General features: G+C 40.1%; 20 protein-coding genes. 13 read left to right on the plus strand and 7 right to left on the minus strand.

Annotated elements, in window-relative coordinates; genetic code table 11:
• The first annotated feature begins 24 nt into the window (after nucleotides 1–24).
• Nucleotides 25–1,050, plus strand: a complete 1,026-nt coding sequence (locus WH223_RS04930) for a helix-turn-helix transcriptional regulator (RefSeq protein WP_340046426.1) — start codon at nucleotides 25–27, stop codon at nucleotides 1,048–1,050.
• Between the two features lie 95 nt (nucleotides 1,051–1,145).
• On the opposite strand, the gene WH223_RS04935 is transcribed toward WH223_RS04930, so the two are convergent.
• A complete protein-coding gene (locus WH223_RS04935; protein ID WP_340046427.1) occupies nucleotides 1,146–2,408 on the minus strand; it encodes a hypothetical protein in 1,263 nt (420 codons plus the stop codon).
• Nucleotides 2,409–2,412: 4 nt separating this feature from the next.
• A complete protein-coding gene (locus WH223_RS04940) occupies nucleotides 2,413–4,821 on the minus strand; it encodes a TonB-dependent receptor (protein WP_340046428.1) in 2,409 nt (802 codons plus the stop codon).
• A gap of 132 nt (nucleotides 4,822–4,953) precedes the next feature.
• Between WH223_RS04940 and WH223_RS04945 the strand changes: the two genes are divergently transcribed.
• The 7 genes from WH223_RS04945 to WH223_RS04975 all read left to right on the plus strand — a co-directional run bounded on the left by WH223_RS04945 (nucleotide 4,954) and on the right by WH223_RS04975 (nucleotide 11,783).
• Nucleotides 4,954–6,099 (plus strand): alpha/beta hydrolase, encoded by a 1,146-nt coding sequence (locus WH223_RS04945; RefSeq protein WP_340046429.1) that lies wholly within the window; start codon nucleotides 4,954–4,956, stop codon nucleotides 6,097–6,099.
• Between the two features lie 32 nt (nucleotides 6,100–6,131).
• Entirely contained in the window at nucleotides 6,132–7,181 is a 1,050-nt protein-coding gene (locus WH223_RS04950) for a YncE family protein (protein ID WP_340046430.1), read from the plus strand.
• Nucleotides 7,182–7,309: 128 nt separating this feature from the next.
• Complete coding sequence (locus tag WH223_RS04955) at nucleotides 7,310–8,254, plus strand: ABC transporter permease (RefSeq protein WP_340046431.1); 945 nt, start codon at nucleotides 7,310–7,312, stop codon at nucleotides 8,252–8,254.
• Nucleotides 8,251–9,210 (plus strand): iron chelate uptake ABC transporter family permease subunit, encoded by a 960-nt coding sequence (locus WH223_RS04960; protein WP_340046432.1) that lies wholly within the window; start codon nucleotides 8,251–8,253, stop codon nucleotides 9,208–9,210. Before WH223_RS04955 ends, WH223_RS04960 begins: the two co-directional genes overlap by 4 nt.
• The gene (locus WH223_RS04965; RefSeq protein WP_340046433.1) at nucleotides 9,183–9,965 is read left to right on the plus strand and encodes an iron ABC transporter ATP-binding protein; all 783 of its coding nucleotides are present in this window, start codon (nucleotides 9,183–9,185) and stop codon (nucleotides 9,963–9,965) included. Before WH223_RS04960 ends, WH223_RS04965 begins: the two co-directional genes overlap by 28 nt.
• Before the next feature lie 2 nt (nucleotides 9,966–9,967).
• Nucleotides 9,968–10,909 carry a siderophore ABC transporter substrate-binding protein gene (locus WH223_RS04970; protein ID WP_340046434.1) on the plus strand — a complete coding sequence of 314 codons (942 nt, stop codon included), beginning with the start codon at nucleotides 9,968–9,970 and terminating at the stop codon, nucleotides 10,907–10,909.
• Nucleotides 10,910–11,081: 172 nt separating this feature from the next.
• Nucleotides 11,082–11,783 carry a DUF1003 domain-containing protein gene (locus WH223_RS04975; protein WP_340046435.1) on the plus strand — a complete coding sequence of 234 codons (702 nt, stop codon included), beginning with the start codon at nucleotides 11,082–11,084 and terminating at the stop codon, nucleotides 11,781–11,783.
• Between the two features lie 114 nt (nucleotides 11,784–11,897).
• Here the strand turns inward: WH223_RS04975 and WH223_RS04980 are convergent, their stop codons facing one another.
• Together WH223_RS04980 and WH223_RS04985 are read right to left on the minus strand one after the other, a co-directional pair.
• Nucleotides 11,898–12,335, minus strand: a complete 438-nt coding sequence (locus WH223_RS04980) for a carboxymuconolactone decarboxylase family protein (protein WP_340046436.1) — start codon at nucleotides 12,333–12,335, stop codon at nucleotides 11,898–11,900.
• A 61-nt stretch (nucleotides 12,336–12,396) separates the two neighbouring features.
• The gene (locus WH223_RS04985) at nucleotides 12,397–12,969 is read right to left on the minus strand and encodes a Crp/Fnr family transcriptional regulator (protein WP_340046437.1); all 573 of its coding nucleotides are present in this window, start codon (nucleotides 12,967–12,969) and stop codon (nucleotides 12,397–12,399) included.
• Between the two features lie 151 nt (nucleotides 12,970–13,120).
• Here WH223_RS04985 and WH223_RS04990 point away from each other — a divergent pair, with 151 nt between their 5' ends.
• Nucleotides 13,121–13,615, plus strand: a complete 495-nt coding sequence (locus WH223_RS04990) for a hypothetical protein (RefSeq protein WP_340046438.1) — start codon at nucleotides 13,121–13,123, stop codon at nucleotides 13,613–13,615.
• A 101-nt stretch (nucleotides 13,616–13,716) separates the two neighbouring features.
• On the opposite strand, the gene WH223_RS04995 is transcribed toward WH223_RS04990, so the two are convergent.
• The gene (locus tag WH223_RS04995; protein WP_340046439.1) at nucleotides 13,717–14,208 is read right to left on the minus strand and encodes a hypothetical protein; all 492 of its coding nucleotides are present in this window, start codon (nucleotides 14,206–14,208) and stop codon (nucleotides 13,717–13,719) included.
• 112 nt (nucleotides 14,209–14,320) lie between these two features.
• Nucleotides 14,321–17,992 carry a phosphoribosylformylglycinamidine synthase gene (gene purL, locus WH223_RS05000; RefSeq protein WP_340046440.1) on the minus strand — a complete coding sequence of 1,224 codons (3,672 nt, stop codon included), beginning with the start codon at nucleotides 17,990–17,992 and terminating at the stop codon, nucleotides 14,321–14,323.
• A gap of 218 nt (nucleotides 17,993–18,210) precedes the next feature.
• Here purL and pheT point away from each other — a divergent pair, with 218 nt between their 5' ends.
• The 4 genes from pheT (at nucleotide 18,211) to rny (ending at nucleotide 23,114) form a co-directional block, all read left to right on the plus strand.
• Nucleotides 18,211–20,604 carry a phenylalanine--tRNA ligase subunit beta gene (gene pheT / locus WH223_RS05005; protein ID WP_340046441.1) on the plus strand — a complete coding sequence of 798 codons (2,394 nt, stop codon included), beginning with the start codon at nucleotides 18,211–18,213 and terminating at the stop codon, nucleotides 20,602–20,604.
• A gap of 36 nt (nucleotides 20,605–20,640) precedes the next feature.
• Nucleotides 20,641–20,949 (plus strand): hypothetical protein, encoded by a 309-nt coding sequence (locus WH223_RS05010; protein ID WP_340046442.1) that lies wholly within the window; start codon nucleotides 20,641–20,643, stop codon nucleotides 20,947–20,949.
• 50 nt (nucleotides 20,950–20,999) lie between these two features.
• Entirely contained in the window at nucleotides 21,000–21,290 is a 291-nt protein-coding gene (locus WH223_RS05015) for a cell division protein ZapA (protein ID WP_340046443.1), read from the plus strand.
• A 264-nt stretch (nucleotides 21,291–21,554) separates the two neighbouring features.
• Nucleotides 21,555–23,114, plus strand: a complete 1,560-nt coding sequence (gene rny / locus WH223_RS05020) for a ribonuclease Y (RefSeq protein ID WP_340046444.1) — start codon at nucleotides 21,555–21,557, stop codon at nucleotides 23,112–23,114.
• Nucleotides 23,115–23,393: 279 nt separating this feature from the next.
• Here rny and WH223_RS05025 read toward each other — a convergent pair whose 3' ends face one another.
• A complete protein-coding gene (locus WH223_RS05025) occupies nucleotides 23,394–23,852 on the minus strand; it encodes a hypothetical protein (protein WP_340046445.1) in 459 nt (152 codons plus the stop codon).
• Nucleotides 23,853–24,317 lie beyond the last annotated feature (465 nt).

Genomic DNA, 24,317 nt, shown 5'->3' on the forward strand with positions numbered 1-24,317 from the left:
AGACTCCTGTTACACGCTTCACAGATGAAAAAGGGAGTACTTTCGATGAAAAAGGATCAAGATGTAACCATGCATATTTACGTAGAAAGTGTTTCCCCGAGTGGAATTAAAGTGGTCAATAGCATTCCTGATGGGTTGAAGAGTCAAGATGTCGTTGAATTAAAGAAGATTAGCTATGTCGATGGGGTTGTTGACCGCAATCGTACCATCGCTTGGTCTGATATTATGATTACCCATGTAAATATTGATGCGCAGCGCGAAGTTGAATTTATGGTGAGTTCAGATTCTTGCTATGTCGAGATGGTATTTTACACGAGTTGTAGTTCCGGTTATGAGCTTGATGGTCCACAGCGGCTGATTCATATTGATGAGAACCAACACAACTTGTTGTTTCTTTCACAGGCAGCCTACGCCAATTATTGGCCGATAGGCCAAAACAAAGAATTAATATCTATTATCTTAACACGCGATTTGTTTTATCGCTATGTGCCACAAGAGTCTATGTTTGCCCGATTTCTAAAGGCTATTGATAAGGAGGAGCCGACACCGTTATTTAAGCAATCGGCACCCATCACACCGCAGATGGAGGGCTTGCTTCGTGATATTTTGGCTACGCAACATGATACTTTGCTGCGTCGCATGTCTATGGAAGCGAAGGTTATTGAGCTTTTGATGATGCAGTTTCAACAGTATTTAGACCTTCATTATACCGGTGCAAAACAGACGATAGATAGCAAGATTCACCGTACGATGCTCGATGCGAAGTATTACATGGACTATAATTTTGCAAAGCCATCTTCTTTGTTGGATTTAGCACAAAAAGTGGGGACTAGCGAGTATTATCTAAAGAAATACTTTAAGCAAGTTTTTGGTAAGACAGTGTTTGATTATATGAATGAAAAACGCATGGTCAGAGCGCGTTATTTATTGCAGGAAGAGGGGATGAATGTGAATGAGGTTGCGCAATATTTGGGTATCCCTGATGCGACCAATTTTTCGGCGGCTTTCAAGAAATATTTTGGTGTTTCGCCGAGTAAGCTATACAAGTAGAAAACTTCGCCTAGTTTACTCGGGGTTAGAAAAGCAAGGGCTCCTAGATTTATCATCGTAGGAGCCCTTTGCTGATTATTAAACCAAAACTCGTGTTATTTCACCTTGATCTTGTATAAACCTGAAACGGATCCACCTGCGGTTACATTAAATAAAGGACTCGCTTGGGTACCTTTTAGTTCGTAGTAACCATTTTTATCACCGGCTTTCGTCGTTACACGCAATAAAATTTTACCATCAATTTCTAGAGCACCAAAGGCTGCTCCTGGATTCGTTACTGCCGGTACACCGTCGATTTTAGTACGTGTTTTGCTGCTTGCATCAATACTATAGAATACCCATACATCTTCAAAGTTGATATTACCGGTTGGACCACCTGTGAGCGGGGCATTAGGAATTAAGGTGATCAATTTTCCGTTTTTAGCAAATACAGAAACGAATTTTCCACCTTGCTGGATACCATCCATATCTAAAGACCATGTTTTATCAATATCCGTTTCCTTGGCTTTGATACGTACGATTTTAGATTTACCACCTGTTGCCGTTCTTCCTTGTGTCACGAGGTATAAGTCGCCGTTAGTATCAAAAGAATACATGTAGTTATCGTTGATGTAGGCGATTGACCCTGTATTTTCAATCTTGATGGTCTTCTCATATTTGTTTGTCGCAATGTCAATAACGGCAAGGTACACATCGTCATAAAAATCGTCGAAGAATCCTTTTTGCGTTCCATCAGTCTTCGCGTAGGTAATGTTAGCATATAATTTACCTTCTTTTACGGCCAAGAACTTCTGGCCAATAGAGCGGTATTTAATTCCTGCTTCTTGCTGACCTCGTTCATTAACAACGCTTGCCAAGTCTATGTCGCCCGTGCGCTGAAAGGAAGTAGGGCTGAAGGTCTGTATTTTTAAGGGTGCAGCAGCGTCCCAATAATACCCTTTGTTGTCATCGACGATAGCGAAGTTTCCAGTACCATTGGTGTTATTATCACCTGCGATAAATTTGCCATTGCTCACTTTTCCATTCACATCAACGTTTAATTGTTGAATTCCCAAGGCATTTGTTTCCGTGTTGAACATCTTAAGTAGCCAGTTACCATAAGGGCGCCAACCGCCAAAGCCTAAGCCTTGTAAGCTGTTGTTTCCGTTGTTGACTATATTGCCAGAAGGCAAAGCGTCAAAGGCAGTAGCGAAGCCTGGTTTCGTTAAGGTATTTTCGCTCATCGTGATGAGTACATACTTATCTTTCACATTGGGCTCTTCAGGCTCCCAGGGTTTATCTTTACTACTACAACTTGCAAATAGACTAGTGGCTACCAAACCAACTAATGCTGATTTAAAAAGTGTTGATTTTTTCATATTGTTATATTTGATGACTTAGTTTTACATGAAAGCTCCGACCTGGACGCGCAATGCGGTAATAGTCGAATAACTGCTTATCCATCAGGTTCCGTACTTCGAAGCCGATGCTCGTACCGCGATTCGCCAGTTTATAGGTCATTCCTGCCGTTAGCAGGTGCTGATTGGGGATAATTAAATTGGAGTTGATCTTTGCGCTTCCTGCGAGGCCTAAAAATCCTTTCGGCTCCGCCGATTTAGGAATAGTCTCTAGATAGAACTCCCGTAAGAAGTTGTAATGTAGGAACAGCTTTAGTCGGTCGCCAGCACCTACAACATCGGCGTAGTCAGCTTGAAGGCCTGCATTAGCAAAGAAGTAAGGTGTATTTCTCAAGCGGGCATCATTCTTCCAAAAATCGTTGCCCTGCGCTATGCCAAATAAGCGAAGGTCTTGCCATGTAGCATTCGCATTTACACGGTAGTTCTTCAGGAAGCTGTAGGCAAGGTCAACATCAAATCCGAATCCTTTGACCTGATCTTGATTTTGATATTGCGCGTTAGGTGCTTGGATAGGTACCACGATAATGAGATCCTTGGTACGTCGATAAAACCCGTTGGCCTCAACGTTTAAGCTTTCAAAAAAGGTGTGCTGGTAGCTTAAGGAAAGGTTTATGCTGCGTTCCGGATTTAACTCAAAATTAGGAACTATAAAAATATTGTTTCCAAAAGTTTCTTCACGGTCGGGCAGGCGATACACATATTCTGCTGATGCTTTGATTAAGGACACAGGGCTTAATTTGTAACGGATGCCATCCGCAATACCCCAGTAACTCCCACGCTTTGTACGCTTATCTTTTTCGTCAACATTGGCGGATAGCCAGGTGTTTTGTAGGCCTGATGTACGGTAATTATAGAATTTCACCATCAGTGTATTTTGCAATTTCTCTTGCCAACCGTAGCTGTCTATGCTAACACCTGCAACATGCTTCTGGTAGGTCGATCCGATTTGTAAGACATCAAGATCGCTTTCTGCCAGACGAGCACCGTAAGGGTCAGTTCCTTTCCGACGGCTTTCGGTAAACACATAATTCAAGTTTAATTTGTTGTTTCCATTAAGGTTGTAGCGCAAATTTGTACGTGCTACGAATTGGCGCTCATGAATATGTGATTGGGAGGCTAGTCGGCTTTCACCAACGGTAGCCCGAGGGAATAGTTGCCCATACCAATCGTAATAGCCGCGAAGGGTATCTATTCTTTCTGTTTGGAGGTCATTGTAGGCTAAAAATTGATCTATGTGTAGCTTTTTATCGAAGAGTGCTTTTTGATAGCGCAAAGTAGGCGAAAGGGTGTACTGCTTTGTATGGAGCGCTCCATAAGCATCGGTCATTAGCGCTGGATGCTGCTGTTCTTTATTAACACGGAAACCGATTAAGCTTAGGCGCAATTGATCGACCCAATTTCTATTTTGAATTTGTCCGTATAGCTCCCCATAATAGTGTCGATATGCGTTATGAAATAGGGGTAAGCGTGTTGGTTCGAGATTTTTAGTTTCCGGATTGATAACATCCACTGTTGCTTTATAGTTGTTGTCCGAATAGTTGTAAAAGACAGAACCGCCAAACGCCCAGCTCTGGTCTTTAGTTGGTTTATGCAGTATGACGCCTGTTTTATGCGTATTGAAAGATCCATATTCATAGAAGGCTTGTAGGTTAGCATCTTGGTTCTGCTTGCTGACGAGGTTCACCGCTCCACCTAAAGCATCAGCACCTAACGACACGGGTAATATGCCTTTATAGACCTCTACGTGATCTAAAGCTTCAAGTGGTGCGTTGGCTAAATTGTAGCCCTCCCCCAAAAAATCTAATGGAATACCGTCCTTAAAATATTTTATTGCCTTGCCTTGAAAACCATTGATAGAGATTTCAGCACGACTACCTAAACCGCCATTTTGGCGAATACGGATACCTGTGCTACGATTCATCAGGTCGTTCAAACTTGTCGCTTCCGTTGCCGCAGCTCGGGTATCAATCACGATTGCTCGGATAGGCTGCTGCTTTAATTGTGCAGCAGCTGTGCGACTAACGGTGACCGCTTCAATGTGCTCTATTTTTGGCGTTAGAGTAATGGTCAGTTTTAATTGTTCGCCCGCCACGATGGATAGAGTGTCCTGTCGACTGCTATAATCTGTCGCTTGAATAAGTAATATATGTTGGCCAGGCGTTAACGTGTTTAAACTGAAAAATCCATCTTTTGTTGTACTCAACTGCGTGTTTCCAATCTGTATACGAGCATTCGCAATAGGCTTTTGCGCTGCATTTACTACCTGGGCTCGTAAGGCCACAGCGCGCTGCGCATATCCTTGAAGGTATACAAAACTTGAAAATAGAAGGGTTAAGCTTACTTTATGATAGCTGCTGAATATTCGATTGTACATAATTGTTGCAATAGATTATGCTTGCAAATATATCTTTATTTAGACTCATTAAGAATAATTTTGAATATTATTTATAATTATTCTAAATTAGTGGCGTGAAAAAGCAAAGATGTAGACACGAATTCCTGTAAGATGGCCTTAGAAAAAATAAAGAAGAAATATTCCGTAGCATTTGAATTAACGAATGACAACCCGCTATATACCGGTCATGGCTGCTATATGGTTGGTAGTTTTAACAACTGGTCTGCCGAAGGCTATTTTGTAGGCTCTTTGCCTGTTCCGGGTGAAAAGCTTCATTTTACACTACCGGATGTGGAAGGAGGTCATTTGGAATTCAAGCTAATGCGAGAGGGCTCTTGGCAAAAATGTGAAGTAGACAAACAAGGTCGATTGCACGATGGATATAGTGTTCAAGTGCCTGCTATAGGTTCTTTTCCGCTACATACAAATCGTTGGCGTGATGAGTTTGCGCATTCTACGGCAAGTCCACAGGTACATGTGCTGGATGAAGCTTTTTATTTTCCAAGCCTCGGCAAGCAACGTCAGGTATGGATTTATCTACCTAGCGATTATGCGACGAGTGATCAATATTATCCTGTAATATACATGCATGATGGGCAGCATTTATTTGATGAAGCGCTAGCTCCAGGGCGGAAAGGTCCCGTTGAGTGGCAAGTAGATGAAACAATTGATGAGGCGCAAGAAAAGGCTATTGTTGTTGCTATAGCACATGGTGCTGATGTATCCGATCGGTTCAATACCTATTTAATGGATCCATATGCAGACATTCATGCGCCAAAGGGGAAGGAATATCTGCAAGATATCGTGCAGGTCTTGAAACCTTATGTAGACCTGCACTTTCGAACGAAACCTAAAAGAGAGTCAACGGCTATGGTAGGCAGTTCGCTAGGTGGTTTACTTACTTTATATGCAGGCCTTATGTACCCAGATGTGTTTGGTAGCCTCGGAGTTTTCTCTCCTTCGTTATGGATTGGCCATCATTTAAATAGCTTGCTGGCGCAGCGGACTTTAGAAGAGCGACATGCTATTCAAGGTCAAAGTTATTTTTTCTACGCTGGCGAGAAAGAGCTTCGTAAGAAAGATGGAAAGATGCAAGATAGCATGGTGTCTGACATGCTGGCCTTTGTTCAAAATTTCGTAACTGATTTCCATTCGGATATTCAGGTAGATATCGATCCGATGGGTAAACATGGTGCTTTGTATTGGCAGAAATCCTTCCGCCGATTCTATGCTTGGTGGCATCGCAAGACTTTATAAAAATTATTTATTCACTTAATATATGTATTAATATGAGTTTCAATAAATCTTTATTTAAGAATAAGTTATCTTTTAAAAAGACCAATGCTGTCTTTGCTTTGATGACGTTACCCCTGATGTATAGTACGGCGCAAGAACTTGCAAAATCATCACCTGCGGGCTTTGGCGTTTATGAAGCCGTAATCAATCCGGCTGATCAACATATTTATGTTACTGGAGCAGGTACACGGACTACGCCTGGTGGTGCTTTATACAAAATAAACCCTACTTCGTTAGCTATAGTGGATAGTATCAAGATGACGGAACATCCTCCTTATGGAATCGGTTTGAACAGCAAGACACAAATTGCCTATACGACAAATACGCGCACAAACAGGGTTAGTGTATTGGACTTGAAAACTGGTAAAGTGATTAACACGATTAGCCATGGACAGGAAAAATCACATACCCGTGAGGTTCTTGTCGATGAGGTAAACAACCTGGTATATATCAGTGATGTTGGTGATCCTAGTTCAATTTGGGTGATAGATGGTAAAACGAATACTTTTTCTCATTTGATTGAAAATGTAGGCAACATGACCACAGGCATGGCTTTTCTAAACGATAAAGAGCATATCTATGTTACCAATATGGGGGAGAATGCTGTCGCGGTGGTAAATACCAAAACAAAAAAAGTAGAGCGTAGCTTCCCTAGTGGGGGTGAATCGCCCGTAAACATTGCTAGTGATGGTAAGCATTTGTTCGTAACCAACCAGAAGTCGGGCGATGTCACTGTTCTTGATAAAGATGGCAAATTATTGAAGCGTATTGAAACAGGGGCAGGGGCTTTGGGAATTACGTATGATGCTGTGAAGAACCGCATCTATGTAGCTAACCGACAGGCGGGTACAACGAGTGTTATCGATGCTAAAAGCTGGACTGTTTTAAAGAATATTGAAACCGGGTCGCATCCAAACCATGTGAAAGTGGACCCAAAAACAGGCGTTGCCTATGTTGTAAATAAAGCCAAAACAATTAAAGTAGAAGCTGGAGCACCTCCGCAGGTTGATCCACATGGCGATACCATAAGTAAAATAAATTAGCCTAATAATAGAGGCATACAATGCTGTTTAACACGTGTTAGACGAGCATTGTATGCTTTTATAGCGTATAGAGATGAAGATAAAAAGAAGAGAGGAGTTTCCTTTTGTTAATTAAAATTCGAAGTTATTTGCCCTTAGTTCTTTTATTCCTTGGAATAGCTGTATTGACGATAATTTCTTTATTTACGGGGGTAACTGATATTCATTATAGGGAGTTGTTCCATCAAGAAGATAAGCTTCTGGTGTTTACTATTACCCGTATTCCACGAACGTTAACCTTGCTTTTGCTTGGTGCTGGAATGAGTATTTCCGGAGCCATCATGCAGCAGCTTTCGCAGAATAGATTTGTTTCGCCAACAACCTCAGGAGCGTTGGAGTCGGCGAAAATGGGTATTCTAATTGCCCTTATTTTGTTTCCTGGTGTCTCTTTTATGGGACGGTTGGGTTTATCGCTCGTCGTCACCTTCTTTTGTAGCTCCTTGTTTATGGGGTTTATAGCTAAGATACCGCTGCGGAGTACCGTTTTTATTACCTTAGTTGGGATTATTTTTGGGAGTATATTGAATGCCTTGGCTACCTTCTTTGCTTACAAGCATAATATTGTGCAGAATGTGCAGGAGTGGCTGCTAGGTGATTTCTCATCCGTTATGCAAGGCCAGTACGAAGCCGTATATATTGTTGTGCCTGCTGTTATTCTTGTTTATTTCTATGCTGATCGTTTTACTTTAGCGGGGATGGGCGAGAGTTTTGCTGTTAATTTAGGCTTGTCCTATCAAGCGGTTTTACGCATTGGCCTCTTGGCGGTATCATTGGTTGTCAGTGTGTCTATGGTTACCGTAGGTGCATTGCCTTTCGTTGGGCTTATCATTCCCAATATGGTGCGTATCTATAGAGGGGATAATTTACGACCCAATCTACCTTGGATTGCAGGCATGGGGAGTGTATTCCTGTTGGTGTGCGACATCTTCAGCCGACTGATTGTTTATCCGTATGAAATCCCTATTGGGGTTACTGTTGGTGTCATTGGAGGTATTTCCTTCTTGGTATTGATTTTAAGAAAGGAGGCCCAATGATGCAATCGAATAAGCAGAAGTTGGCCTGGATAGGCTTGTTTTTAGCCGTGCTGTGTGTCGCTTTTCTATTTTATGGTGTAAAAGGTAATTATACGTATGTGTTGAGTCGACGCGGAATTCGTTTAGGAAGCATGCTGGTCGTAGGCGTCAGTGTGGGCTGTGCTTCTTTGATTTTTCAGACAATTACGAATAACCGGATTTTGACACCGTCTATAATGGGCTATGAATCTATCTTTATTCTTTTTCAAACCATTATTGTCTTTGTGTTAGGGGATAGGGCATTTCAAAGTATCAGTTCAGAGGCTAATTTCTTTTATGCGGTCATGCTGATGCTTGCATTTTCTGCCTTCATGTATTTCTTGATGTTTGCGAAGCAGAAAAAGAATATGTACTACCTACTTTTAGTAGGGATGATCATGGGGACGCTCTTTCAGGCGCTTAGCCAGTTTATGCATATTTTGGTGGATCCCAATGAATTTTCGGTGATTATGAACTTTATGTTCGTTTCATTTTCTAAGATGAATACCACGCTGCTGAGCATTGCGCTGGGCACTTTACTTGTTGCTTTAGTCTATTTGCTACCACAGCTACGCTATTTCGATGTGCTACGGCTAGGGAAAGATCAAGCGGTAAGTCTTGGGGTGGATTACAACAAGTTGATTAAGAAAGCCATGATTATTGTGGCTGTCTTAGTCTCGGTATCTACAGCTTTGGTAGGGCCCATTACCTTCCTAGGGATACTGGTTACGAATTTAAGCTATGAATTATTTAAAACCTATAAGCATGCTATTTTACTGGTAGGCTGTAGCCTTGTGGCGTGCGTCAGCCTTGTTTTAGGGCAGTTTTTGGTCGAACATATTTTACCCTTCTCCACGACGGTGAGTATTGTGATTAATGGAATTGGTGGAGTTTACTTTTTGTACATATTATGGAGAACAAGCAAAGCAGTACGTTAAGTTTTGAGGGACTGAACAAGTTTTTTGGTAAGAAAAAGGTCTTAGACGATTTGTCCGGATTTATTCAGCCGAAGGCTTTAACCTCTTTAATAGGTCCAAATGGGGCAGGAAAGAGTACCTTGTTGGGCATCATGAGCCGATTGGTAAAGCAGGATACAGGAACAGTGTTCTTTCTCGATAAACCGATGAATAGCTTTAAAACAGAAGAATTAGCGAAGAAACTATCCATTTTAAAGCAAGCGAATACCATTGATTTGAAACTTACGGTAAAGGATTTGGTTTCTTTTGGTCGCTTTCCGTATTGCCAAGGGCGATTGACAAAGGCAGACTGGGCTAAAGTTGACGAGGCTTTGGCTTTCGCCGATATGAAAGCGCTAGAAGATGCTTACCTCGATGAACTTAGTGGTGGTCAGCGTCAGCGCGCCTTTATTGCGCTGGTGGTCGCTCAAGATACGGACTTTGTCTTTCTTGATGAGCCATTAAACAATTTAGATATGAAGCACGCTGTGCAGGTGATGAAAATGCTGCGCCGACTCGTTGATGAGCTTGGCAAAACCATTGTGATCGTTATCCATGAAATAAATTTTGCTGCGCAGTATTCTGATCGTATCGTGGCGTTGAAAGATGGACAGATACGCTATAATGATGCGACAAATGCCGTAATTCAGCAGGCGGTATTACAGGATATTTTCGATATGGAATTTGCCATTTTGGAACACAATAATAAAAAGATTTGCAACTATTTTAATTTATAATTATGATGAAGAATATAAGAATAATTTATCTATTTATGCTGAGCTTATGGGCCTTTACAGCTTGTAATGGTTCTTCTGAACAGGGAAATACACACACAGAAAAACTATCGGTGGTCCATAAATTGGGTACTACAGATGTTCCTTTATCACCAGAGAAAATTGTTGTGCTAGATATTGGTGCTTTGGAGACGCTACATGAGCTGGCTATCATGCCCGTTGGTATTCCTAAGAAATTTTTGCCGAATTATTTGGATGGCCTAAAGGATGATGAGAAGATTGCTGATGTAGGTTCGGTTATCGAACCTAATTTCGAAGCTATTAGCGCATTAAATCCCGATTTGATTTTGATATCTACGCGTCAAGAGAAATTTTATAAGGAGCTGTCGGATATTGCTCCAACCGTATTTATAGGCACGGATAGTAAAGACTACCTAAACTCTTTCCGCGAACAAACATTATTGCTGGGACGTATCGTGGGTAAGGAACTGCAGGCACAAGGTAAATTGGATTCCCTACTGAAATTTGTTGCTGTGGAGCAAACTAAGTTTGATGCAAATCAAGGTAAGGCAATGTTTTTAATCTATAATAACGGCCGTTATAGTGCTTTTGGCAAAGGGTCTCGATTTGGTTTTATACACGACGTGCTTCATTTAAAACCTGTGATGGATTTCGATGATGAGTCGGTACACGGACAGAAAGTGTCGAGCGAATTGATTGCTAAAGCGAACCCTGACTACCTTTTTATCGTTGATCGGAATGCTGCCGTGTTGGGGAAGGTAGCCAACAAAGATGAGATGGAGAATCCATTGGTAAAGCAAACACATGCTTTTAAGAATAATAAGATTTTTTACTTGGATCCCAATGTTTGGTTTATATCTGGAGGAGGGTTAACCTCCGTACGCTTAATGGTGCAAGATATTGAAGCCTTAAAATTGAATCCTTAAGTAGATTTGGTTGGTTAGTTAGAAGGTCGTCTGTCAAAGACGGCCTTTTTTCTTTGTAGTCAATTGCTTTAATTCTTTGAAAAGAAAGGCTAATTCTATATACTTGTAGTAGCATGGGATGTTGTTGGCATACATCTTATTAAGCTTATTAATCCCATTTAAGGCTCGGTAAATGAAAACAAAAGCAAGTTTTGTAAGTGCGATATCGCAGAAAAAATTTCCTCAAAGTGAAGAAATTTCAGGTGCAATGGTTAGAAATCCCATTCTATCTTTAATCCAGGCAGATTATCCCAATTTCAACGAGAGCCAAAGCATCGCTATTTCGGAGCTAAATGTTTACCGTCAAAAATACATCGCACAATATCTTTCTAAGGAGATTGGCAATTTATCCTCGCTGGAGGAGAAAGTCGTCAATTCTATGGGGTCCGACGCGGTGCTTACGCGTACCGTAGAGGAGGATAATACGAAGTATACCTTTGGACAGATAGTCGCCGATAAGGTGGCCACATTCGGTGGTAGCTGGACTTTTATCATCTTTTTCTCTGTTTTTATTGCTATTTGGATTGGTGCTAACATATACTTTTTGCATAACAAAGGCTTTGATCCATATCCTTTTATTCTGCTCAATTTAATCCTTTCCTGTTTAGCGGCCTTGCAAGCTCCTGTCATTATGATGAGCCAAAACCGACAAGAGGAAAAAGATCGTGCGCGTGCAAAAAAAGATTATATGATTAACCTGAAGTCCGAGCTTGAAATACGCCTTTTGCATGAAAAGCTTGACCACCTTATCCAGCATCAGCAGCAAGAGCTTATCGAGATTCAGCAGGTACAAATCGAGATGATGGATGATATCCTTAGTCGCATTAATAAATAGCTTAAGACTTGACCAAACTATGGTAAGGGTATTATCTATATGTTTAAAACCGCCTTTTTCCTTGATGTTATGTTAAGGGAAAAGGCGGTTTTAGTTTTTCTAGGAACGGAGAAATTAGATAGGTTTGTGTGTGCTGATAGCAATGCGGTTCCAAGCGTTGATGGTGATTACAGCCATAATAATTTGAGCAATGTAAGCCTCATTAAATAGTATTTCTGCTTTTTTGTACGTCTCTTCGCTTAGTCCATGTTGGCTAATTAAGGTTACCTCTTCCGTGATGGCTAAGATTACCTGTTCTTCGGCGGTATACAGCTCTTCTGCTTCGCGCCATGCATTTAATAAGAAAATACGTTGGCTTGTTTCTCCCTTAGCGAGGGCATCTTTCGTGTGCATATTGAGACAGAAAGCACAACCATTAATCTGCGATGCTCTGATCTTAATGAGCTCCATTTGCGTTGGAGTGACTTGCGTACTATGTAGGTACTGCTCAAGGGCCATCATTGGTTTATACGCCGCAGGCTCTGTTTTTTGAATGTCTATACGTTTTTTCATTGTTATCATGTTTTGATAAAACAAAGTTATATTCCTTATAACACAAAAAACTTAAGCTAGTTTAAGAACGTTTTTTTCTTTTTATCTCACTCAAATATTCAGGCGTCATTTGCAAGTAGGAGGCGAGCATATATTGTGGGATACGTCGGCTGAAATCGGGAAAACTACGGTGGAAATGCGCATAAAACTCCTCACGGGAGAAATCCGACTGATATAGCCCTTTACGCTGATTGGCGGCTTGTATTTTTTGATATAGAATGCGGAAATAGCGCTCTAGGACCGGGAACTCTCCAAGCAATTGTTCGTGCTGCGCAAGATCAATACGCAGAACTTCCGTTTCTTCGATGGCCTGTATGTAAAAGTCACTTCTTTCATGTCTTTCAAAAGCATAATAGTCGCTAAGCCACCAATCTTCCATAGCAAACTGAACCGTTTGTTCGACACCCTTTTCACTGATATAATAAAGGCGTAAGCAGCCCTTAAGGACAAAGAATAACGATTTGCAGACACTTCCGGCCTCCATTAAGTTTTCTTTTTTTGCATACTTTTCCAGCTGAAAAAAATCAAGAATAGCTGGCTCATCCTCCTGCTTTAAGGTTACAAACTTTTTTATATGTTCAAGAATAGCCTCCATTATCTGTTTCCGTTAAAATCTGTCTCTACCTGGTAAAGATGCATATTTTATAAACGATGTCAAAAATCAACTTAAGGACATTTTTTTGTAATCTACTTTTTAGTTTCCCTCTAGAATAGGTTAATCAGGATAATGTTCTTATTTTTGCAGCATGAAGAAGATGTATAACAGTGTGGTTGAATTATTGCCCGAGCTTACGAGCTGCTTTAATGACCACAGCATGTTTGATTGCTTAGAAGAAGGTGATGTAATTACTTTTGAGCCTATTGCAGACCCCGCTGTAGGAAAAGAGTTTACTGATGCGACTAATAAGGTATTGAATGATTTTTTTGAAGTAGAGGAGGAAGACGAAGTTTGTTATGAAGCGGGTGCTTATGCCGATAAGGTGGATAATCCTGTTTTATTTTGGAAAGATTATTTAGGATGCTTCTTCAATTTAGAAATCGTCGATGATACATTGGATGCATCTGAATATGTAGGAACGAGCTTCGGTATGTACCGTATCATGAAGATATCCTTTATTGATGAAGTAAACAAACGTTTGAAACAGCGCCGCTTGAATGGTGTGCGGTTAGAATATAAAGTGAAGGCTACACCAATGGATAGCAACAAACATTGGAACCGTACTTACGACAAAGAATGTTAAATACCTAACGACAGGTCATTTTGTATTTGTCCGTAAATAACAAAGCCTCCATTTTACAAAACTTGGAGGCTTTATTTATTACGCGGAGCGTAGAAAATTATTTACATAAAGGTTGCTGCTGTTACGCCAGACATCAAATTGATGAAGTAGTTAGCACCATAAAGACCTATTAAAACAAGTAACACATCGTTTTCCTTTTCACTGGAAATGGTGTAGCTATATTTGAAGTTTTTCCAAGCAAAACTAGGCTCAAACTCCATAAGTATCTCGTTTTTATCATTCTCCAAATGATATTTACTTTTTAAAGTACCTTTAGTTTTGAAAAAGAACTCTTGTTTCGTTTCGTGGAAACGGATACGTAAAGCCGTTGTTCCCTGCATATGTAAGCTCGCTACTTCCTCTTTATCTTTAAAAATTCCGATACGCGTTTGTAGAACACCAATGGATTTAGCAAGGTAAGCTTCCGTAGGGCTTGTTTGCAGTAAAGCTTTCGTAGAAAACAGACTTCTGTAATTCAATTGTCCGATAAGTTGATCTTCTTTTGTCAAGGTGAACAATCTGTTATCCGTACATGTTGCTTTGATTGTAATCATAGATATTTTCGTTTTTTGGATTTAGATAAGCCTTATTAATAGCTTTTCTAAAGGTTAACGAATAAAAATACCCCCAAAAGAAGCTTCTGGGGGTATTAAAATGAGGTTTAAACTATTTGTTAACTTCGTTACACCAGTTTTTAGCATTTACAAATGCTGCTAACCAAGGTGTTACTTCATCTTGCTGCGCTGGGTAATGTGCCCAGTTCCAAGGGAATGTAGAGCGCTCAATATGTGGCATGGTAACCAAGTGGCGACCTGTTGTATCACATAGCATTGCCGTATTGAAGTCCGATCCATTCGGGTTGTGCGGATATTCTTCATAAGCATATTTCGCTACAATCTGGTACTGATCTTCCGACTGTGGCAAGTTGAATTTTCCTTCACCATGTGAAATCCAAACACCTAATGTAGTTCCTGCCAATGTACTTAACATCACCGAGTTGTTTTCTTGTACTTTTACAGACACGAAGTTAGATTCGTGTTTCTGCGAAGTATTGTGAAGCATTTTTCCGTGAACGGCATGGTCAGGATTGATCAATTCTAACTCCATAAACAATTGACATCCATTACAGATACCAACGGATAGGGTATCAGGACGAGCAAAGAAGTTTGTTAATGCTTTTTGTGCTTTTTCGTTGTATAAGAAAGCACCAGCCCATCCTTTAGCAGATCCTAAAACATCAGAGTTAGAGAATCCACCTACAGCACCTATAAATTGAATGTCTTCTAAGTTCTCACGACCGGAAATTAAGTCCGTCATGTGGATATCCTTAACATCAAATCCAGCTAAGTACATAGCATTAGCCATTTCACGCTCTGAGTTAGATCCTTTTTCGCGAATGATAGCTGCTTTCGGACGTTTCTCATTGCTAGCAAAAACAGGACGCTTGCCTGTAAACTCCGCTGGGAATGTATACTGTAAAGGTTGGTTTTTATAGTTGTCAAAACGAGCTTGTGCCATTCCGTTTTTAGACTGCTTGCTATCCAATAAGAAAGAAGTCTTAAACCACGTGTCGCGTGTTTCAGCAACATCAAAGCTGAAGTTATCGCTTTGGTTTTGGAACGTAACGGTTGTACCGCTGATTGCTTGACCAATTTTTTGAACAGGAATACCAGCAGCTGTTAAAGCAGATTCGAAAGTAGCATCATCTTTAGCTTGAAGCACAAGTGCTATATTTTCGTTGAATAATGCTTTTACTGTATCGGCTTCGCCTAATACCGAAAGATCATAGTTCGCAGCCAAATTAACATCAGCAAATGTCAATTCTAATAAAGAAGTAACTAAACCACCTGAACCAACATCATGACCTGCGGCCACTTGGTCAGCAAGGATTAATTCTTGAACAGTATTAAATGCCTTTTTGAAGAAGGCAGCATCTTGAATAGTTGGAACTTCATTGCCAATCTTATTATTGATTTGCGCGAAAGAAGAACCACCAAGTTTGAAGCTATCTTGTGAAAGGTTGATATAGTAGATAGATCCTGCATCTTTTTTCAAGACAGGCTCAACTACTTTGTTAATGTTCACACAGTTACCACCAGCCGTAACGATTAGCGTTCCTGGAGCAATAACATGTTCACCATTAGGGTATTTTTGTTTCATCGACAAGGAGTCTTTACCCGTAGGGATATTGATGCCTAGTTCGATAGCGAAGTCTGAACATCCTTTAACGGCAGCATAAAGACGTGCATCTTCACCTTCGTTATTACATGCCCACATCCAGTTGGCTGATAAGGAAACACCTGCCAATCCGCTTTTAATAGGAGCGAATACAATATTTGATAAGGATTCCGCAATAGCATTACGTGAACCTGCTACCGGATCAACCAAAGCCGTTAATGGCGAGTGACCCACAGTAGTCGCGATACCTTCTGTAGAACGGTAGTCTAAAGCCATTACGCCGACATTGTTCAATGGCAGTTGTAATGGACCAGCACATTGCTGCTTCGCTACACGACCACCCACACAACGGTCTACTTTATTTGTTAACCAATCTTTTGCGGCAACAGCTTCCAATTGCAATACCTGATTTAAGTAGGTAGGCACTTTGCTTAGCTCATAGGATAAACCAGCGTAGTTGTAATCTACTTTTTTATCCGTCATGATTGTCTTCGGCGAAGAGCCAAAGAAGTCTGCCAAATCGTAATCCATAGGTTTAGCACCCGTGGTTGCCGATTGGAAAGTAAAACGGTGGTCACCTGTTACATCACCAACAGTATACATTGGTGAACGCTCGCGGTCGGCCACTTTTTTCAATAAGTCGATATCTTTATCGGCAATCACTAAGCCCATTCTTTCTTGCGACTCGTTACCGATGATTTCTTTTGCAGAAAGGGTAGGGTCGCCCACAGGCAATTTGTCTAAGTCAATTAAACCACCAGTTTCTTCAACAAGTTCTGAAAGACAGTTTAAGTGGCCACCAGCACCGTGGTCATGGATTGAGACGATAGGGTTGTTGTCAGACTCTACGAAAGCACGAATGGCATTTGCAGCTCTTTTTTGCATCTCTGGGTTGGAACGTTGAATAGCATTCAACTCAATACCCGAACCGAAAGCACCTGTGTCTGCCGATGATACTGCTGCACCACCCATACCGATACGGTAGTTCTCTCCACCAAGGATAACGATTTTATCTCCTGTCTGTGGTTTTTGTTTTTTCGCTTGGTCTAGTTTACCGTAACCGATACCACCAGCCTGCATGATTACTTTGTCGTAACCTAGTTTGCGGCCAGCTTCTTCATGTTCGAACGTTAAAACAGATCCCGTAATAAGCGGTTGACCAAATTTATTTCCGAAGTCGGAAGCACCATTGGATGCTTTAATAAGGATGTCAACAGGCGTTTGGTATAACCATTCGCGCGCTTCAAATGCTTTTTCCCAAGGGCGTTCTTCATTAAGGCGGGAGTATGCAGTCATGTAAACCGCTGTTCCAGCTAATGGAAGAGAGCCTTGACCACCTGCTAGACGGTCACGAATTTCACCACCAGAACCCGTTGCAGCACCCGAGAAAGGCTCTACAGTCGTTGGGAAGTTGTGCGTTTCCGCTTTCACAGAAATTACGGAGTCGAAGTCTTTCTCTTCGTAGAAATCAGCTTTATCAGCCGTTTTCGGTGCAAATTGCGTGATACGTGGACCTTTAATAAAGGCTACGTTATCTTTATAGGCAGAAACAATCTCATTTGGATTAGTTTCCGATGTTTTTTTAATCAGCTTGAATAGGGAAGTTGGTTGCTCTTCGCCATCAATAATGAAAGTACCATTGAATATTTTATGGCGACAGTGTTCAGAATTGGCTTGTGAAAAAGCAAATACTTCAGCATCCGTCAATGGTCTATTAAGTTTTGTAGATAGATTATTTAAGTATTCTACTTCTTCAGGATTTAAGGCTAAACCTTCTTGCTTGTTGTATGCATCAATATCAACGATGTCCAAAATAGGCTCCGGATTGATGGCAATGGTGTAGATATCTTGCGTAAGGGCGCTAAATTTCTGCGAAATCATCGGATCGAAATCTGCGAAATCGGCAGCTACAGATTGAAACTCCTCGATGCGGATAATACCTTGAATACCCATGTTTTGGGTGATTTCTACGGCATTGGTACTCCATGGTGTAACCATGGCTGCACGCGGTCCGACAAAGTCTTGGTTGAGGGTTTGATCATCTAGTTTTTTAGCGTTGCCAAAGAGCCAGTTTAGTTTAGAGATATCTTCTATAGATAGGTCTTGTTGCGTTTGCACACCGTAGACGGTGTTGCTGGGGTTCACAAAGAAATGAATCATTATAACGGTGTATTTTGAACGTTCTTCAACTTAAAGCGCAAATTTACGTATTATTTTATGATTCACCGTGGTTTAGGCGACTTATTATAGATAATTTTATTTCCACAGGAAAAGGGGACCTTTTGAAGCCTGTTTTTGCTAATTAATTTACAATTCGCGGGTATTCCATTACTCCTTTCGGGAAAAATTCTATCTTTGTGCATCAAAACAATGTTGAGATGAATATTTCCTATAATTGGCTTAAAAACTATATACAGACGGATAAAACGCCAGATGAGCTTTCGCTTATCTTGACGAATATTGGATTAGAAGTTGAACTCTTGGATAAAGTACAGAGTATTCCAGGTGGTTTAGACGGATTGTTGGTGGGTGAGGTGATTACCTGCGAGCAGCATCCTAATGCTGATAAACTGCGTGTTACTACGGTCAACGTAGGTGCGGAGGAGCTTTTGCATATTGTTTGTGGTGCGCCAAATGTGCGTACAGGTTTGAAAGTTATTGTAGCACCAGTAGGTGCAACTTGTCACCCGAACCAAGGGGAACCATTTAAAATTACAAAGTCTAAAATTCGTGGTGAAGTATCCGAAGGTATGCTTTGCGGAGAGGATGAGATTGGCTTAGGCTCTTCGCATGCTGGTATTGTAGAATTGAAAGAAGATGCTGCTGTAGGCTCTTTGGTGAAAGACTATTTCCAGATTCAAGACGATTTCGTTTACGAAATTGGCTTAACGCCAAACCGTGCTGATGCGGCTTCCCATTTAGGGGTAGCACGCGATTTAGCCGCTTATTTGAGAACTAACTACACCTTGAGCGATGTTTCTGCTTTTAAAGCTAGCGAAGCGCAAGGTACTGCCGTAGTTGTGGACGCTGCAGAAGCAGCACCGCGCTATTCTGGTATTAATATTACAGGCATCACGGTTCAAGATTCACCAGATTGGTTGAAAGAGAAGTTGAATGCTATTGGTATTCGTCCCATTAACAATGTGGTCGATGTGACGAACTATATCTTACACGATTTAGGTCAACCATTACATGCGTTTGATGCGGATAAAATTGCAGGAAATAAAGTTGTTGTCCGCTACGCGAAAGAAGGAGAGCCCTTTGTTACGCTAGACGGTGTTGCACGTACGTTAGCTGCGGAAGATTTAGTAATTGCGGATGGTGAAAAACCAATGTGTATTGCTGGTGTTTTCGGTGGTCAAACGTCAGGTGTAACGGAGTCTACAACAGCTATTTTCTTGGAGTCTGCATATTTTAATGCGGTTACTGTTCGTAAAACTTCTAAACGTCATGCCTTAAAGACAGATGCATCATTCCGTTTTGAGCGTGGTACAGATCCTAACATTACGGTTTATGCTTTACAGAAAGCAGCCTTATTGATTCAGGAAGTTGCTGGCGGACAAGTGAGCAGCACGTTAACAGATATTTATCCAGCACCAGTACAGCCTTTCGAGTTTACGGTGAACTATGGCAATGTGCAACGATTGATTGGTCAAGCTATTCCTGCAGAAGAGATTCGTGCGATTATTGTTGCTTTAGGCATTGAAATCGTGAAGGAGGATGCCGAAGAGCTTTTAGTGCAGGTGGCACCTTATAAAGTAGATGTAACACGTGAAGTTGATGTGATTGAAGAGGTGTTACGTATTTACGGATATAATAATATTGAATTAAAATCGCAGATTAAAGCTTCTTTGAATACGGCGGAGAAACCGGATAAAGAATTGCTTTTAAACCAGGTTGCTGATTTGCTAATTGGCAATGGCTACCGCGAGATTTTAAATAACTCATTGACAAAATTAGCATTCGTTAATGATGAAAATACCGCTGTACGTCTATTGAACCCATTAAGTTCAGATTTAGATACGATGCGTCAGAACTTATTGTTCTCTGCTTTGACATCTGTTTCGTACAACCAAAAACGTAAAAGCCCGAATGCGAAATATTTTGAATACGGTAAAACGTATTTCAAAACAGAAGAAGGCTATAAAGAGAAACAGAATTTAGGATTGACCATTGCTGGAGCGCAAGCGGAAGCACAATGGAATGTTGCTGATACAAAAGTAAACTTCTACAACCTTAAAGCTGCTGTTGATACCATTGTAAAGCGTTTGAATATTCAAGGGTTGCAAACAGCAGAAGGGGACGCACGTTACTTTGATTATGGCTTAAGCTATATGAAAGGTCAGCAAGCATTAGTTACTTTCGGCGCTGTTTCTACAGCCAATTTGAAAAAAGCAGATGTGGATGGCGCTGTATTTTATGCGGAGTTTGATTGGGATTTGGTGGTGAAAGCTATTCGTAAGAATGTAATTAAGTTCCAAGAGGTAGCTAAATTTCCTGCTGTAAACCGTGATTTAGCTTTACTAGTAGATGAGTCTGTAGCCTTTGAACAATTGAAAACCATTGCGTTAAAGAGCGAAAGAAAGTTATTGAAAGATGTAGCTATCTTTGACGTTTATAAAGGCGATAAATTGCCAGAAGGCAAGAAATCATATGCTTTGAGTTTCGTTATTCAGGATGATGAAAAAACCTTAAATGACAAACAAATTGAAGCTATTATTAAAAAATTAATTATTAACTTTGAGAAAGAGACTGGCGCGACGGTACGCTAGTTTGAATTTGAAAAAATATTAATTGCGAGGGATTTTATGGCGACACTATCTTCACAGCTGAACGTTATCGTTGAGAAAACGAAAAATTTGATTCAATTGTGCGAAGCTCTTCAAGAGGAAAATGATTTGTTAAAGCTCGAAGTACAATCGCTTCAAGTAGCTTTTGAGACAACAAAAGCAAAAGTTCAACAAGGCGAGGAAAAGCTTAAGGCTATGGCAGTTGCGAAAAGTTTGGACGAGTCGAACGTAGATAAAGACGCAATAAATGAAAAAATACTTGACACAAAACAAAAAATTAACGATTTTGTGCGAGAAATAGACAAATGTATAGGCTTGTTGAAGTAGATAAGCGGGATAAGGAAAAGTCTGTAAAAGTTATTTAAGCTCAAAAAAAAATGGGAGAGATTTCCATAAAAATAAATATTGCTGATCGTGTGTATCCTCTACGTGTAACGACTGAGGAGGAGGAAGTAATTCGACATGCAGCGAAATTGATAAATGAAAAAATAAAAGAACTGCAAGACAATTATGCGGTTCGTGATAAGCAAGATTTGCTATCTATGTGTGTGCTACAGTATGCTACCGGGATGATTAAAGCCGAGCGTAGTGCTGCACAACATGAAGATGGAATAGCAGAACAAATTCACGAATTGGATGCTGTCTTAACGGAGTTCTTTAAGAAATAAGCATAACGTTCTTTATTTTTAGAGCTTTATAACGACGAATTTGCCGCAATTAAATTCGGGTTGTCACTATTTTAAACTTAACGCTTCAATATCACGAGCGAACAAAGATGAAGGCCATTTTGCATATGCCATCTAGGTCAAGATCAATTGCTCAAATCCTGTGAAATCGAAGTTTAATAATACATGATACCTGTTAATTTAATTGCGGTTTTTTTTTTGACTAATTATTAATGAAGTAAAATAGTATAAACACAATCATCAAACATGGAGTTATCGACAACAATTTCGATTATAATTTCGCTGATCATTGGGGTGGTTATTGGTCGTTTTTTATTACAAATACTGTTTAAGAAACACGAACAATCGGCTCGCGAGAAAGCGGAAAGAATCATTAAGGAAGCCGAGCAGCAAGGGGAACATTATAAAAAGCAGCGCGCACTAGAAGCTAAAGAGAAGTTTTTACAGCTTAAAAGTGAGCATGAAAAAGAAGTAAACCAACGCAATAATACGTTAACACAAAAAGAGAACGCTGCTCGTCAAAAAGAGCAATCAATGAATAGCAAATTGGAAAATCTAAATCGTGAAAAAGGTGATTTGGATAACAAAAACAAGAAGCTAGATCAATTGATTGAAGTTAACGAAAAGAAAAAAGAAGAAGTAGAACTGTTAAAGAATCAGCATATTACACAGTTAGAGAGTATCGCTGGTTTATCTGCTGAGGAAGCCAAAGAGCAATTAGTAAGCTCTTTGCGTGAAGAAGCTCGTTCGCAAGCTATCATGCAAATTAAAGATGTGGTAGATGAAGCTAAATTGACGGCGTCTAAAGAAGCTAAAAAAGTTGTTATCCAAACGATTCAGCGTACAGCAACAGAGTCGGCTATTGAAAATACAGTATCTATCTTTAACATCGAAAATGATGAGATCAAAGGTCGTATCATTGGTCGTGAAGGACGTAATATTCGTGCTTTAGAAGCGGCAACAGGTGTTGAGATTATCGTTGATGATACGCCAGAGGCGATTATCCTTTCTGGGTTTGACCCTGTACGTCGTGAGATTGCACGTCTTTCTTTACACCGTTTGGTTACCGATGGTCGTATCCACCCTGCGCGTATTGAAGAGGTTGTTGCTAAAACACGTACACAAATTGAAGACGAGATTGTTGAAATTGGTGAGCGTACAGCTATCGATTTAGGTATTCACGGTCTACACCCAGAGTTAATCCGTATGGTAGGCCGTATGCGTTACCGTTCTTCATATGGGCAAAACTTGTTACAACACTCGCGTGAGGTAGCAAATTTCGCAGCAACTATGGCGGCAGAGTTAGGCTTAAATGTGAAGCTTGCTAAACGTGCCGGTTTGTTACACGATATCGGTAAAGTGCCTGATGATAACCCTGAATTGCCACACGCAATTTTAGGTATGCAGTTGGCCGAAAAATATAAAGAACACCCTGAGGTTTGTAATGCTATTGGTGCTCACCACGACGAAATCGAGATGACATCTATGATTTCACCTATTGTTCAGGCTTGTGATGCTATCTCTGGTGCGCGCCCTGGAGCACGTCGTGAGGTTGTAGAGAGCTATATCAAGCGCTTGAAAGAATTGGAAGAATTAGCTTTATCATACCCTGGTGTAGAAAAAACTTTCGCTATTCAAGCAGGGCGTGAATTACGCGTAGTTGTTGAATCGGAACGTGTATCTGATGCACAGTCTGAAATCTTAGCTGCTGATATTTCAAACCGTATACAAACAGAGATGACTTATCCAGGTCAAATTAAAGTAACGGTTATCCGCGAAACAAGATCTGTAGCTTACGCTAAGTAATAAGCATCATACAAATTAAGGAAGCCCCGCTAATTGTTTAGCGGGGCTTTTTATTGTTAATATCTCGTTCCAATATAAGTCGGCAGTTAGCTCAATTTGTTATGAAAAAGTCTTCACCTCAAGTGATATAAAGACTATGGAAAAAACAATCTCCCTTTAAAACATCATTCCGATAGCGAGCTATAATACTGTTCACATCAATACAAAGAAATAGCTTGTAAAAACAGTATTGTTTGTTCAGTGGCGAATAGAAATGATTATAGAAGTAAGTGTAAATAATTATTTGTAATGTGCTATTCTCCAAAAATTTTTTTCATCTAAAGAACTGTTGGGACAGGTGTAGCTTTGTTCAAACACTTTATTAATTAATAAAGCGGTATCCTTTTTTAATAATAATCCTTGCGTAGCATTTCCACAGGCAGGATATGTTGACGTTTCTGACCCTTTAACTCTTCCCGCAATAATTATAGCGTTATTTACTTCAACTTCATGATAGGAGTAATGTTGTATTTTTCCGTCTGTTTTAACAAAGAAGCATGGAGATTTAAGATGTAGACCTTTAATTTTTCGTCCATTTATTTTTAAAAAAGAGAAACCAGCACTATCCAATAATTCCAGATGATTTTGATTGATGACTCCAGAATCAGTAATTCGAACAGCATTTACATTAGTTTTATTCCCCGAACAAGAACCTAGGCAAATGGTAAGAAACATAGTTGAAAGAAGTATATTTTTCATTTTTTTAAATTAATTCCCATAACCAAATCTCTTTTCCTACTGAAAAATAATTAATAATTATCTCAATCAAAAAAGCCACCTTTATTCGGGGTAAATTGAGCTCCTATGTAATCATAGGTTTTGATAGTTGATGATGGAAAGTCGAAGAAACTAAAATTTGATAACGTAAATTTACCGAATTGTTGTTTGCCGACATCAATTTAATGAATTATTTTATTGTAAACTAATGCTTTAACTGTATTTTCATCTTGAACCTTTGAAAAATCCTTTTCTACATTATTAGCTGTTATTTTTTATCGTTCATAAGTATGTTTTTCTAAACCTATCCAAATTTTGTTTTCGTATTGACGGCTGTGTTAGTAATAATTTAATCAGAATGGAAAGTAATAGTTCTCCTTTGTTGGAGGATGTAAAGGATAATAGTAGTAGGTTTTATGTGTTTGGTTTGCCTAATGTTAATAGCCT

Origin of the sequence: Sphingobacterium sp. MYb382, from assembly GCF_037572665.1 — a bacterium.
In the GTDB taxonomy this organism is placed as follows: domain Bacteria; phylum Bacteroidota; class Bacteroidia; order Sphingobacteriales; family Sphingobacteriaceae; genus Sphingobacterium.

Coding starts and splice junctions, on each gene's coding strand:
- WH223_RS04950 (WP_340046430.1), top strand. CDS start 6,132: ATGAGTTTCAATAAATCTTTATTTAAGAATAAGTTATCTTTTAAAAAG.
- WH223_RS05010 (WP_340046442.1), top strand. CDS start 20,641: ATGGCGACACTATCTTCACAGCTGAACGTTATCGTTGAGAAAACGAAA.
- purL (WP_340046440.1), bottom strand. CDS start 17,992: ATGATTCATTTCTTTGTGAACCCCAGCAACACCGTCTACGGTGTGCAA.
- WH223_RS05015 (WP_340046443.1), top strand. CDS start 21,000: ATGGGAGAGATTTCCATAAAAATAAATATTGCTGATCGTGTGTATCCT.
- WH223_RS04995 (WP_340046439.1), bottom strand. CDS start 14,208: ATGATTACAATCAAAGCAACATGTACGGATAACAGATTGTTCACCTTG.
- WH223_RS04980 (WP_340046436.1), bottom strand. CDS start 12,335: ATGAAAAAACGTATAGACATTCAAAAAACAGAGCCTGCGGCGTATAAA.
- WH223_RS04945 (WP_340046429.1), top strand. CDS start 4,954: ATGGCCTTAGAAAAAATAAAGAAGAAATATTCCGTAGCATTTGAATTA.
- WH223_RS04975 (WP_340046435.1), top strand. CDS start 11,082: ATGAAAACAAAAGCAAGTTTTGTAAGTGCGATATCGCAGAAAAAATTT.
- WH223_RS05025 (WP_340046445.1), bottom strand. CDS start 23,852: ATGAAAAATATACTTCTTTCAACTATGTTTCTTACCATTTGCCTAGGT.
- WH223_RS04970 (WP_340046434.1), top strand. CDS start 9,968: ATGATGAAGAATATAAGAATAATTTATCTATTTATGCTGAGCTTATGG.
- WH223_RS04990 (WP_340046438.1), top strand. CDS start 13,121: ATGAAGAAGATGTATAACAGTGTGGTTGAATTATTGCCCGAGCTTACG.
- WH223_RS04965 (WP_340046433.1), top strand. CDS start 9,183: ATGGAGAACAAGCAAAGCAGTACGTTAAGTTTTGAGGGACTGAACAAG.
- WH223_RS04930 (WP_340046426.1), top strand. CDS start 25: ATGAAAAAGGGAGTACTTTCGATGAAAAAGGATCAAGATGTAACCATG.
- WH223_RS04960 (WP_340046432.1), top strand. CDS start 8,251: ATGATGCAATCGAATAAGCAGAAGTTGGCCTGGATAGGCTTGTTTTTA.
- WH223_RS04985 (WP_340046437.1), bottom strand. CDS start 12,969: ATGGAGGCTATTCTTGAACATATAAAAAAGTTTGTAACCTTAAAGCAG.
- WH223_RS04940 (WP_340046428.1), bottom strand. CDS start 4,821: ATGTACAATCGAATATTCAGCAGCTATCATAAAGTAAGCTTAACCCTT.
- pheT (WP_340046441.1), top strand. CDS start 18,211: ATGAATATTTCCTATAATTGGCTTAAAAACTATATACAGACGGATAAA.
- WH223_RS04935 (WP_340046427.1), bottom strand. CDS start 2,408: ATGAAAAAATCAACACTTTTTAAATCAGCATTAGTTGGTTTGGTAGCC.
- rny (WP_340046444.1), top strand. CDS start 21,555: ATGGAGTTATCGACAACAATTTCGATTATAATTTCGCTGATCATTGGG.